Annotated in this window: 1 protein-coding gene (running past one end of the window); it reads left to right on the top strand. The window is 62.6% G+C overall.

The genetic code is table 11. The features are described from left to right. On the top strand, positions 1–14,615 hold the end of the coding sequence (locus ABGT83_RS09150) for a hypothetical protein (protein ID WP_346687157.1). It extends 24,424 nt beyond the left edge of the window; only the last 14,615 of its 39,039 coding nucleotides appear in the window; its start codon lies off the left edge, out of view; it ends in the stop codon at positions 14,613–14,615.

The raw sequence follows: 14,615 nt of genomic DNA, 5'->3' as shown, positions 1-14,615 counted from the left end.
AAGCCGCTTTCACCAACTGCTCGAATGCGGCCGAGGTCGTGGGCGAAGGTCAGTACGTCAGCGGCATTGTGGGCGGCTGGGCGAACGGCAAGATTCTCGGGTGCTCCAACACGGGCGCCGTCACGGGTACAACCTGCGTCGGTGGCATCGCTAGCTATGGGTATTTCAATATGGTGAACTGCTTCAACACTGGCGCCGTTACCGCAACTGCCGGGTATGCCGGAGGCGTCGCTGCAGGAACGTTCGAGAAAATTGTGAACTGCTACAACGCGGGTCCCGTCGCCGGCGACAAAGCGGCTGCCATCGTGGTTTATCCCCCTTCCTCTGGCACTCCCTGCTACAACTGTCTCTACGTCACCGAGGCTTCCAAACCGGCTACCGCCGGAATCTACGACAAAAATGACGCCCACGGCAAGGTGGAGGGCGTTACGGCCGAGGCTCTCAAGAGCTGGGGCGGCGCTTACCAGATGAACCGGGTTGCGGCTTCAATCAACTCGTACAACTCGCTGGAATACGCCGCGGTAACTGACTTCGCGAACATGACTACCTGGCGCCAGGCAACCGGCGAGGGTGCCACGCTCGAGAACAACGGCTACCCGGTGCTCACCGGGATCGACTCGATCGACGCGAACGACGCTGTGGCCGACCACATGCAGAAGGCCGCCGACTGGTCGCAGGTAGGCGCGTGGGTGGACACGTTCCTCACCGCCGACGAGACCAACACCCTGCGCGTGCCCGGTGCCGATTCGACAGCGGCCACGCCTCTCAACTACAAGCCCAACCTCTCAACCAATAACGGCTCCGATGCCGATCTGTCCATCCAGCTGGCTACTCCAGAGGCCTTCGCGTGGTATGCCTACAAGGCGAACACGGCGTCCACCGATGCCATCACCGGTGCCGCTGCCACTACGTACGCCGAGGCGTTCGTGAAGCTGACCGCAAACATCAACCTGACGGGCGCCCCCTACGGTGGCTCGCTCGCAACGGCCGATACCCAGCAGGCGAAGCACCAAAGCGCCCTTGCGTGGACATCTATCGGAGCGAGCAGCGACCATCCCTTCATTGGGAGGTTCGCTGGCACGGGAGCCACGATTGATCATCTGTACGTCCAGACCAAGCGCGTCGATGGCGTACTGAACAATTCCGGCCTGTTTGGCTACGTGGGTAAAGCTACGCTTAAAGATGTGGCCATCACCAGTGGTTTCGTTGGCTCCAACGATTCCTCTGCGGCGGCATTCGACAACGTGGGTGCCCTCGTAGGTTCTGCCGTGCCGGGCGGAGTGCTCACGCTGAATGGCTGCTCCAACGCAGCCGACGTCAGCGCCAGCGGCGCGAATGCCGGTGGCCTGGTGGGCACCACGGAAAGCACGGCTCTCTACCTGACCGGCTGCAGCAACACCGGCGCGGTCAACGCGACCGGTGCGAGCGCTGGTGGTCTGGTGGGGCAGTGCGCGGCAGCGAAGATGCGCGTTTCCGACTGTTACAGCACCGGCAGCGTGCATGCCGGCAATGGTGCTGGTGGCCTGGCGGGTTCCATCGATGCGGTCGTAGCAAGTTCGGCAAGCGGACAGCCCGTCTTCGTCAACTGCTACAACATAGGTTCGGTTGCCGACGAGGGTGGAAACGCCCACGCAGCGTTCGGCACAAGCGACTACGCTGACGCAACCACGCCTCTGAGTGCCAATATCTACTACAACCCCGCTGTTGCTCCGGCAGACACTGCGCCGGGCCTTATTGGCAAGACCGCCGCCGAGTTCGCCTCGGGCGAGGTAACGTGGAGGCTCAACCACGCCAATGCGACCACCGGTGTGGTGGATGAGGCCAACAACTCCGCCGACCGCAATGCGTGGCACCAGGCTATCAACCGTATTCCGGATGGCAAGCCGCAATCAACGAGCGACAAGAACCCGCTGTTGGGTGCGTCGATAACCGCGCCAAAATTGGTGCGTGCGACGTTCATGTCCAACACACCAACGTTGGGCAACACGTGCGCTTACGCGAACGTGGGCTCAAAGCTGGAACTGCCCGCAGGCTACTCCAGCTATCACTTGGGGTCCGTCACTGGGACAACGATAACCAGCCCCTATACCGTTCCCGCCGATGTCTCCGACGCTAACTACGGCGATTTCGACGTGTACGCCGGCGACATTGAATCCTGGGTTGGCGTGGGTGTTATGCAGGATGAGGCAACCCTGCGCGCCCAAGTTGTGACCGGCTCCGACAACGGCTACGCGCTTTCGGGCGCGGGTTCTCAGGCGAACCCGTACGTCGTGTCCACCCCCGAGGCGCTGGCCTGGTTTGCCAACAAAGTGAACTCCAGGAATGGCAACCGCGTAACAAATACGCCCGGCGTCGGTGTGAACGACCCGACATTCGAAGCCTCTCCCACCTACATAAACAATTACAACACGGAAGCCTTCCTTCCCTATGGGTACGCGTACGTGCAGCTGGGTGCCGACATTGACCTGCTGGGTACAACCTACGGCGGCAGCGTGGACGAGACTCCCGGCAAAACGTCGGCCGAGAAGTATGCGAACGTGCTCGACTGGAAGCCCATGAACCAGAGAGTCCCCAACTTCGACGGTCGGGGTCATACGATCGACCACCTGTACATCAACGCCACCGCAGGTGACGTTACGGCGAGGAACCAGGGCTTGTTCAGCTTTGCGGAAGCCTCAGACGACATTCCTTCTTCCATAAAGAACACGTCAATCGGCGCAGAGAGCTATGTGCACGGTTACGACTACGTGGGCGCTTTCGCCGGATTTGCGGAGAGTATCAATTTCATCAACTGCTCGAGCGCGGCCGAGGTTTCGGGCGAGAAGCTTGTTGGTGGCTTGGCGGGCACCAGCAACTACGGCACGTTCACCAACTGCTTCAACGCGGGCAGCATCACCGCAACGAACGGACAGGCTGGCGGCATCGTTTCTGATCGAGGGTATTATCCCGGTAAGATCACGAACTGCTACAACGTGGGAAGCGTCAGTGCCACCACGGCGGCAGGCGCCATTACGAGCGGCTCGGCCGAAGGGTGCTCTAACTGCCTCTATGACAAGGAAACTTCCACGCCGGCGGGCAAACCCGCCATCATTGGAGTGGGAAGCGGCGCAGACACCCCCGGTAAGGTGGACGGCGTCACCACTGCCGACCTCAAGAGCTGGGGCGCGGCCTACCAGCTGAACAGGGTTGCGGCAACGCTCAACGACAACGGTTCTATCAGCTACGCCTCCGCGGACAACGTGGCCGACATGACCGCGTGGCGCCAGGCCACAGGTTCAGGCTCCACGCTGGAGAACAACGGCTACCCGGTGCCCTGCGCGACCGACGGCACCGACGCCGACGGCAACGTGGCCGACCACATGCAGAAGGCGACCAACTGGTCCAAGGTGGGCGCGTGGGTGAATGCGTTCGTCGCCGCCGGCGAAAAGGCCGACCAGCGGGTGCCCGGCGCCACGGCGGGTGCGGATCTGAACTACAAGCCCGACACCTCCGTGAACGACGGTTCCGCAACCGATAAGGCCATCGAGCTTTCCACGCCCGAGGCGCTTGCGTGGTGGGCGTACATATCGACTGGCAAGTACGCCACCATCGCGGCGGATATCGACCTGTTCGGTACCCCCTACATGGGCGTTGCCGCCGACCTGGCGACAACCACCGACTGGGGCGCACCCGCAAACATCGATAAGGGTCTTTTGTGGACGACTCCCTCGACGACGAATCAGCACCTCGACGGCGGCGGCAACACCATCACGCATATGCATGCCTATGACGGCCTCTTGTATAACGTGCTGGAGATGCGCGACCTCACGATGGCCGAGGGACTTGTGGATGCAACCGGCGGATTCGGGGGCGTAGTTGGCTCGTTCGCTTCGAGCGGCGTGAATAACACGATCTTCGTAAATCTCGTGAACGAAAGCGTGGCCGTGCGCGGCTCGGGTGGCTCGGGAGACCGTGCCGGCGGCATCGTGGGCGGCACCAGCAGTGGAAGTGTGTTTGTAGGATGCGTGAACCGGGCACCGGTAAGCAACGCACAGAACTATATCGGCGGCATCGTGGGCTCTTCTGGGAGCGGTGCAGTATCGTTCTATCTCTGCTCGAACGAGGGTACTATCGACGGTTCGGGTGCCTACCATGCCGGTGGCATGAGCGCTGGTGGTAAAGTGGTTGCGGAGGCATGCTACAACACCGGTTCTGTAACGGGAAAGGGAGACGCCGGCGGGCTGTTCTACATCAACTCCGGTATGGGCGAGTCTGTCACCGTCAAAGACAGCTACAACGCTGGTGCCGTTACGGCCACCAATAGCGGTGGGGCCGTCTGCCAGATAGCGCCCTCCTTCACCGGTACGGACGTGTTCTACAACTCGGACGTCACCGCGGGATCAGGTACCGGCGCGGCAACGCCCATGGCTGCCAATGCGATGAAGACGTCCGAATTTGTGAGCACCCTCGACACGCCGCTGGCCGCCAGCACCACCGCGGCAGCGGGCATCAACCTCAATGATTACAAGTGGATGCGCATCGATGGCACGAACTCGGGCTATCCCTTCCTCATGGCCAACCGCGAGAACCTCAACTGGTCCGCCGTGGGTGCCCTGCAGGTGGAGGCCGATCTGCGCTCCGCGGACGTTGCGGGCTCAAGCGGCCTTAAGGCGCTTTCGGGCTCCGGCACGCAGGAGAAGCCCTACGTCATTTCCAGCCCCGAGGCGCTGGCCTGGTACGCCTACCAGGTGAACACAAACGGAACAAAAGTCGTCGTCAACACGCCGGGCGTCGGCGTGAACGATCCGATGTTCGAGGTTTCGCCCACGTTTGACAGTCACGGTACGACGTACGATCTCACCTACACCTACAGCTATGTGCAACTGGGTGCCGACATCGATCTTTTAGGCGCGGCCTACGGTGGATCGGAAGATCTCAGCAAAGGCGCCGCTGCCGAAAAGTACGCGAACGTGCTCGAATGGGTGCCCATCCAGCAGCACACCCCCAACCTCGATGGCTTGGGTCATACGATCGACCATCTCTACATCAACGCCACGGCAGCCGATGACACGGCGGACTACCAGGGCCTGTTCGGTCGTGGAGATGCTTCCTACGAGAAGATCGACTCTCGCATAGCAAACACCTTCATCGGCGCAAACAGCTACGTGCGCGGCAACAATTACGTTGGCGCCTTCATCGGAGGGGCAAACAGTGTCAGCATTGTCAACTGCTCGAATGCGGCTGAAGTCGAGGGCGCGAGCTGTGTTGGCGGCATAGAGGGTTCCAACGGCGGAACCCGCGGCTATACCAGCGGCTGCTCCAACGTGGGCGTGGTTGTTGGCTCAACCAACGTCGGCGGCATCGTCGGCAACGGAAACCCCTCCCTCGCGGATTGCTCCAACGTCGGAGCCGTTACGGCCACTGCGGCGAACGGCAAGGCCGGCGGCATCATGGGAACCTCCGAAGCCGCGTCCAACTACACCACGAGTTGCTACAACGCAGGGCCGGTAAGTGCTGTTACGGCAGGCGCCATTACGGCTTCTTCGGGCTACATGTTCTCCAACTGTCTCTACGACAAGGATGCTTCCACACCGGCGGGCAAACCCGCCGTCATCGGAGTCGGCGAGTACTCAGAAACTCCCGGCAAGATTGACGGTGTCTCCAGCGCCGATCTCAAGAGCTGGGGCGCGGCCTACCAGCTGAACCGCATGTCGTCTACGCCCAATGCCGGCAGCGGACTCGACTACGCCTCCGTGGAGAACGCGGCCGACATGACCACGTGGCGCCAGGCCACGGGTGTCGATGCGACGCTCGAGAACAAGGGCTACCCGGTGCTCGTCGCGCTCGACGCAACCGACGCCGACGGCAATGCGGCAGCCTCCCTGCAAGCCGCCGCCGACTGGTCCGACGTGGGCGGCTGGGTTGACGCGTTCATCATGACCGACGAGAAGATCGACCAGCGGGTGCCCGGCGCCACGCCGGGCGAGCTCTTGAACTACAAGCCCGACACCTCCGTGAACGACGGTTCCACAGACGCTAAGGCCATCGAGCTTTCCACGCCCGAGGCGCTTGCCTGGTGGGTGTATAAATCGAGCGGCTGGAGCGCCATCATCACGGCGGATATCGACCTGTTCGGTACTCCCTACACGGGCGTCGACGCCAACCTCGTGGTGAGCACCGACTGGGGTGCGCCCAGCAACATCGAAGACGGCCTTTTGTGGACAGGCACCGCCAATACAGGGGCGAGCTTGAACGGTGGTGGCAACACCGTTAAGCATATGCATGCGACCAACGGTCTGCTGGAGGGTGCGCAGGAGATGCGCGACCTCATACTGGCCGAGGGCCTTGTGGATGCCTCCGGACAAGCTTCGGCGTATGCGGGAGCGTTCGCTTCGACCAGCGCAACAGCGGGCAGCGTGGAATTCTGGAACCTCGTGAACCAGAGTGTTGCCGTGCGCGGTTCGGGCGATGCGGGCAGCGTGGCCAGCGGCATCGTGGGCTTGAACGGACGCACATCCGTGTTCGTGGGATGCGCGAACCGGGCACCGGTGAGCGCGGCGTCTATCGTAGGCGGCATCGTGGGCATAAACCCGAGCGATTCGGCCACGTTCTACCTCTGCGCGAACGAAGGTTCCATCAGTGCCGCACCCGGCCTGAACCCCTCCATGGCCAACGGCATCGGCTATGCCAATAATGCAACTGCGGAAGCATGCTACAACACTGGTTCTGTGAGCGCGGACGTAAGCGCTGCCGGGCTGTTCTCCTTCCAGGCCTCCGCTGTCGTCAAAGACAGTTACAACTCCGGTGCCGTTTCGGCTGCCGGCAGCGGCGGAACCGCCTACCAGATAGCATCTACCTTCACCGGTGAGTCCACCTACTACAATTCCAGTCTCGCTGCCGGTGCGGGCACCGGCACGGCGGAGGGCAAGTCGGCCGCCGATATGAAGACGGCCGGGTTCGCCTCGACCCTTGACGGGCCGCTTTCCATCAGCGACACCGTGGCAGGGGACATCAATCTCAAAGACTACAAGTGGGTACGCACCGACGGTACGAACAAGGGCTTCCCCTACATCACCAGCCGCCTCCGCGACAACTGGGCGGCTGTGGGTGCCGAGCAGGTCGAAGCCGATCTGCGCACCGCGGACGTGCCGGGCTCAACCGGCCTCAAAGCGCTTTCGGGTGCGGGTTCCGAAGCGAGCCCCTACGTGGTTTCCACGCCTGAGGCGCTGGCCTGGTACGCCTACCAGGTGAATCAGCACAGCACTACGGACATCACCAACTCCGACGGCTCAACCCCGGGTCTCACCTACGACTACGCTTACGTGCAGTTGGGTGCCGACATCGATCTGTTGGGTGCGGCCTACGGCGGCACGGTGGACGACGCCGGTGCCACCGCGGCCGACAAGTACGCCGGCGTGCTCGACTGGGTGCCCATGGACCAGAAGGCCCCGCACTTCGATGGCCAGGGCCACACGATTGACTACCTGTACATCAATGTTTCCGACAAGGATAACCAGGGTCTGTTCGGCAACACGACGGCCGAAGCAGCAGATGCTTCCTTCATACGGAACACATCCGTGGGTGCCCAGAGCTACGTGCGCGGCAAGACCCACGTGGGCGCCCTCGTCGGGCAGGCGAAGACAACCGAGCTCGCCAACTGCTCGAACGCGGCCGAGGTTTCGGGCGAAATAGCCGGCGGCGTCGCGGGCTCCTGCGAAGGCCGCATCATCGGCTGCTCCAACGCGGGCGCGATCAGCGGATACAATTACGTTGGCGGCGTCGTGGGCAGTCCCGGCTCAGGCTCCGTCTCGAACTGCTTCAACATCGGCGCCGTTTCGGCCAATGAGGCTTACGGCGGCGCCGGCGGCATCGGCGCATACGGCGCTGTGGAGTACGTGAGCTGCTACAATGCGGGTCCCATCAAGGGTTACATCCGGGGTGCCATCACAGCTGACACCAATAGCTCCAAATGTTACAACTGCCTCTACGACACGGGAACCTCCGCAGGGGACGCTTCCAAGCCTGTCACCGGGTGCAGCACGCCCGGCTACACCCATGACGGCGACGACGCCCACGGCAAGGTGGAGGGTGTCTCCAGCGCAGCGCTCAAGAGCTGGGGCGCGGCCTACCAACTCAGCCGCGTGTCCGCCACGCCCAACGACAGCGGCGCGTTCGACTACGCCTCCGTGACCGACCTCGCGAACATGACCACGTGGCGCCAGGCCACGGGCGACGAAGCAGCGGGCACGCTCGAGAACAACGGCTACCCGGTGCTCTGTGCGACGGGCGAGACCCTGCAAGCCGCCACCGACTGGTCTCAGGTGGGCGCGTGGATTGATACGTTCCTCACCGTTGACGAGAAGATTGACCAGCGCGTGCCCGGCGCCACGGCAGGCGAGCCTTTGGGCTACAAGCCCGACACGTCCACCAACAACGGCACCACGGCCGACTTGGCCATCGAGCTTCCCAGCCCCGAGGCGCTGGCGTGGTTCGCCTACAAGACCAACAACACGCCCGCTGAGGTCATCTCTGGAAGCACCACCTACAAGAACGCCTACACCAAGCTCGGTGCAAACATCGACCTTGAGGGCAAGAATTATGGCGGCTCGGCCGACGAGTCAAAAGCCACCGCCGCCGACAAGTACGCAAACGTACTCGACTGGGTTGCCATGAACCAATACGCTCCGCACTTCGACGGCAAGGGTCACACGATCGACCACCTCTACATCAACGCGCCGGAGAAGAGCCAGCAAGGTCTGTTCGGCATGACGGACAGTTCGGCTCAGGACAACTTCATACAGAACGTCTCCATCGGCAGCCAGAGCTACGTGCGCTCCAAGACGGTCGCGGGTGGGCTCGCCGGGAGCGTGACCTATGTCAACTTCACCAACTGCTCGAACGCGGCCGAGATCTCTACTGAGCCCGGACGACCCCATAATTCAAGTGCCGCTGGCGGCATCGCCGGCTATCTCCACGAGGGTAACGTCTCCGGCTGCTCCAACACGGGTGCCGTAACCGCCGAGGGCTACAGCAATGCCGGCGGCATTGCCGGGGGCGGCTTCAAGAACAAGATCACGAACTGCTTCAACACCGGCGCCGTCACAGCTGGTGTTGCCGGCCCCGATGATGGAGGCACCAGCACTGCTAGCGGCATCATCGTCAGGTCGTCGTACGGTGATGGCATTATGAACTGCTACAACACGGGCACCGTCAGCGGCACTACGGCGGATCCCGTCGGCGCCTATACTGGTGTCGTGGCCAACTGCTACTACCTGGCCGACACCGCTACCGACCTGGCAGACGGCAAAGCGGCTCGCACGGCCGACCAGTTCGCTTCCGGCCAGGTGGCTTGGGAGCTTGACACGGCTACCGAGGCAGGCGCCAACGTGGGTGGCGCTCACCGCGGCACCTGGGGCCAGAACGTCGGCCGCACCAACGACGGCGAGGTTGACACCACGCTGGGCGATGCGCTCCCGACGTTCCTTAATGCTTCTGCGCACCCGGCCGTGTTCCGCGCGAATACGGTGTTCGACCCCGCAGCGCTTCCGAGCGAGCCTGCCGCTGCCGTCTTCGGCAACGCCAACGACAAGGCAAAGCTGCCTACTCCTTCCACGGGCGCACTCATGAAGTACTACAAGGGCTCCACGTCCACTGACGTGAGCGATGTCAACAAGCTGACTTCGCCCATTACGCTGGGTACGGCCGACTTGTCCGTGTACGCCACGCCGGCCGCCTATGCCACCTGGGCTGAAGTGGGCGCCGACCAAACCGAGGAAGCACTGCGCCTCACCTACTGGGACGACACCTCCAGCACCTGGAAGAAGGCTGCAGATGCAGCCAGTGTGCCGGCGGACGCGCTTGTTGCCCTTGCAGGCGACGGCACCACCAGCCTCGCGGCGCTTACCATTGCGTCGCCCGAGGCCTTGGCGTGGTTTATGTCCGCTGTCAACAAAGACGATACTATTCGAGGTGAAACCGGTTGGATCAGGCAAAAAGCACGCGACGCGCACGTGAAGCTGGCGGCCAACATCAGCCTGCAGGGTACGAAGGCTTCCGGTGCAATGTACGATTATGTGACGGCGCCCGATACCGCCCTGCCATGGATTCCTATCGCGAATAAGAGCACCTCTATCTTTACCGGCTCCGTCGATGGCCAGGGCTTCGAGGTAGATTACCTGCATCTTGACGGAACCCTTGACGGGGCAGGTCTTGTCCAAGGCTTGTTTGGCTACTTCTCGGGTTCCCTCAAGAACCTGGGCATCGGCCAGAACGGCACCATTTCCGGGAGCGAGACTGCCGGTGCGCTGGTTGGCGCTGGCGAAACGGGCGTCACTGTTGAGGGATGCTGGAACAAGGCAGAGGTATCCGCTACCGCTACGGCGGGCGGCGTAGCTGGATTGTTCGCCGGATCGATGGCGGGCTGCACCAACTATGCATCCGTTACGGCGGTGGGGGATAGCACCTACGCCCCGCGTGCGGCTGGCCTTGTCGGCTATGGCTCCCTAGGCAACTACATAACAATAACCGACTGTCTGAATAAGGGATCGGTGTCTGCACCAAGCGGAATTGCATCGGGCATCCACGGTGGTTCGGCCGGCTCGGGCACCAGGAGCATGTCCAACTGCTTAAGCGCTGGCCCGGTAAGCGGCGACAGCACCTATGCGCTGAACGCTGATTCCAGCTTCGCTTCCGTTACGAACTGCTATTACAACATCGTAACTATCACCTTCACGCCCGCCGCTGGGGAAGAGGGTATGCTGGGTTCCATCACGTCGGTAACTCCCGACCAGCTGGCCTCCGGCCAGGTGGCGTGGGCGCTCGACACGGCGTTGGCCGACGGTTCGAGCACGGGCAACGTCCATCGCGACGTGTGGGGTCAGAAGGTTGGCCGCAATGCGACCACCGGCGAGCTCGATTCCACGGGCGACGCCTGCCCGGCACCCGGCGTATCCAATGCGCACCCGCGCGTACTTGCGCTGGCGCAGAACTTCGAAGATGCGGTGTTTGGCGACGACACGACCGAGCCAACCCAAACGTTCTACGCAAACGCCGGCTCGAAGGTGAAGCTGGCCGTGCCGACCGATACGTCCAAGAAGCACCGCTACGTGCTGACCGGCAACGAGTCCGGCACCGATCCAGCCGTTGAAACAGCTATCAAGAGTCCTTACACGGTGGTCGCTGGCCGCACGACCGACCTGGCCATAACCGTGAAGAACGGCGCTGTGTTCAGCAGCTGGCAGGAGTTGGCCACGGCGGTGGACGAAGGCAAAACGGTCAAGCTGATGAACGACACCGACAAAGACATGGGTACCTTCAAGCCCGATACTTCCATGAACGACGGCTCAACGGCTGATAAGGCAATCCGCATCGACTCACCCGAGGCGCTGGCCTGGTGGGCGTACAAGACCACCGGTAAGTATGCCCTCATCACCGAAAACATCGACCTGTTCGGCACTGCCTACACCGGCGTTACGGTCGGCTCGGACGCCAACGACCTTGACGGCGCCACCGGGGCTGACGGCATTCCTGACAACATAACGGACGCTCTCGTGTGGCCGAACACCACCACGGGTACCCTCCTCGACGGCGGCGGTTTCACCATCGAGCACCTCTACGCCACCAACGGCTTGTTGAAGGATCCGGAAGCCATGCGTAACCTCACGCTTGCCGCAGGTTTGGTGGATGCAGCCGGGCAAGAGGTTTGGGCGCGCGCAGGCGCGTTCGCGTCCACCACTCTGTCGTACAGATCTCCTATTTTCGCGAACCTCGTGAATGAGAGCGTGGCAGTGCGCGGCTCCGGCGGCTCGGACGGTCGCGGCTTTGCGGGAGGCATCGTAGGCGAGTCGTGCTACTACCCTGTGTTTGTGGGATGCACGAACCGGGCACCAGTGAGCGCGGCGGGGAATGTCGGTGGCATCACGGGCTACGGCTCGGGCAATGGGTGCATGGTCTCGTTCTATCGCTGCTCGAACGAGGGTACTGTCGACAACTCCGACGTGATGTACGGTCATGCCGCCGGCATTGGCAGCGCGATCAGCAAGATACAAGCGGAGGCATGCTTCAACACCGGCATCGTTGCCGGGGAGAGCGGAGCTAAAGGGTTGTTCCATACTCAGGACACATCGTCGGTTAAGAACAGCTACAACTCCGGTACCGTCACGGTGGCCGACGCTAGTAAATCAGCCTATCAGATAGCGTACGGGAGCAACTTCACCGTCGAATCCTCTTACTACAACTCCGACCCCGGCACTGCCGAGCCGGGCGTCGATTCGGGCGTAACGGGTAAGACCACGGCCGAGATGAAGACTGACGCCTTCGCCGATCTGCTGAACGAGGTGCTGGCCACCAGCACTACCGAGGTCGACGGTATCAAGCTGGCCGACTACGCTTGGGTGCGTGCCGACAGCACAAACGGCGGCTATCCTTACACGCAAGTACGTGAGTTCTTAAGCTGGGCCGACGTGGCCAAGATACAAACCGAAGCTCGCCTGCGCCTCACGGGTGTGAGCAGCTCGGGTGCACAGACGGTGTATTCCGATGCCGCTGCGCTTACTGCGTCGGGCGACACCCCGGCTCTTGCAGGCGGCGGCACCGGCGCGAACGACCAGCTGCGTGTGGCAACGCCCGAAGCGTTCGCCTGGTTTGCTTTCCAGGTAACGAACGGCGGCACCATAGCTGGTTCGGACGGTAGCGGCTCGCAGGGCGCTGGCAATGCGAATGTCGTGCTCGTACGCGACATCAGCCTGCTTGGCACCCTTGAAAGCGGCGCCGCGAAAGACTATGTGACGGCTGGCTCGTCGCTTGTCGCTACCAACGCGCTGCCGTGGAAGTCTGTTGGCACGTTCAGCGGAACCTTCTCCGGCGGCGGCAATACGGTCGACGGTTTGTATGTCTACCACGACAAGGGTCTGTTCAGCGCTTTGAACGGCACAGGTTCTATCTCTGGGCTGACCATTGGTGCGAATTCGCTCATTGACGCTCAGGCCAACACGGGCGCTGTTGCCGCGTGGATAGAGGGTTCGGCTGCTATCCGTGACTGCGTGAACGAGGCTTCTGTCAAGTCAAGCATGTCGGCGGCTGGCATTGCTGCCGATGTGTTGGGCACCGCCACCATCGAGCGCTGCGGCAACGTGGGCGCCATCTCTGCCAACGATGGCACGGGGCAGTCGGCTGCCGGTATTGCTGGGTGGGTGCGCGACGAGGGCACCAACCATATAAGTGATTGCTACAACCTGGGTGCCATCACCGGCGGCGGGTCTGCGTCGGGTGTCGTCAGCCGCGCGGCTGGTATTTGCTACTCGTACAACGCGAGCGGTGCTCTTTCGGGCTGCTACAACGCTGGCGCGATTGCAGGTGCTAACGTGATGGAGCCCATCATGTCGAAGAACGCGGGATCGGCCAGCACCACGGCCAACTGCTTCTACGACAGCACGATCTTCGGCGCTGGCACGGTCACCGACAGCTCCACCGGCCTGGCTACGGCCGCTATGAAGGCTCGCTCCACGGCCGATGCGCTCAACGGCTCCGGTCGCACGGGTTCGGCGCGTGTGTGGTACACCGCACTCGATACCGAGGATACGTTGGGTTACCCCTGCTTTGACGCGCCCGCCACGCTGGCGGCATCGGTGAAGCTTCCCGCAAGCCCGACCGAGGCCAAGCAAGCCAGCCAGTCGTTTGCGGCCGTGACCCCGGGTGTGACCACGGTGCTTGCCAATCCGCTCTTGCGCTCCTTCGGCGAGGCTGATATGTCGTTCACGCCGGCCAACGATAGTACGGTCGAAGTGACGGCGGTGACCGACGTGGAGAGCGGCTTCAGCACGTTTGGCACCACGAATGCTAACGCGAAGGTGGGTGCCGGTACGGGTACCGGCGACGCACGTGTTGATCTGTCCGTCGCGACGGCTTCGTCGAACGCGCCTTCCACATCGCTCGGCTCCACAGTGTCGACGGTGGACCTGTACGCGGCCGCTGCCTACAACACCGCCTCCGCGCGTTACTTCCTGTTGGATGTGGCTGACAGCGGCAAGCGCTACGAGGTGCAGATTACCGTCGAGCCTCCTGCCAGCAAAACCTACCAGGTCGACGTGCCCGTGGACGCCCAGCTGTTCGAGCTGGAGCCCGACGGCACGGTGAAGCACGCCGATGCGGCCGCGGAAAGCGCCATGACTAACACCGGCGCGGCACCGGTGACCGGCTCCATCGCGTCGGTTGCGCCGGTGGCGAAGGACGATGAGATTGTTGGCGACTTCGACGGCAACGGCACGCAGGATACGGTGAAGATCACCGACGTCCTGGCTCCCGCGGCTGAGAGTGTGACGCTTGCAGATTCCAACGACTCCATCGCACGCGATGAAGGCGGCATGGTGCAGCTGGGGCTGAAGGGTGTGAGCGCCGGATCGCTGGGCAGCGTGTACTTCGTCCCCGGCATCGGGACGGCTGGTACTATTCCGCTTTCGTTCCAGCTCGCTGCCGCGACCGGCACTGCGACACCGCTCACCTGGCGGTACTTCATGGACTACACCGGCACGTACGTCAGCGAGTCGGTCGACGGCGGGACGTTCGCCTACAAGGTGGCATACGACCTGGCGCTGTCTGCCGACGACGTGTCCGCCAACGCGGCAAGCACCACCCCGTAG

This window comes from Enteroscipio rubneri, assembly GCF_963929405.1.
Classification (GTDB): Bacteria; Actinomycetota; Coriobacteriia; order Coriobacteriales; family Eggerthellaceae; genus Enteroscipio; species Enteroscipio rubneri.
This window is presented reverse-complemented; position numbering and strand designations above follow the sequence as displayed.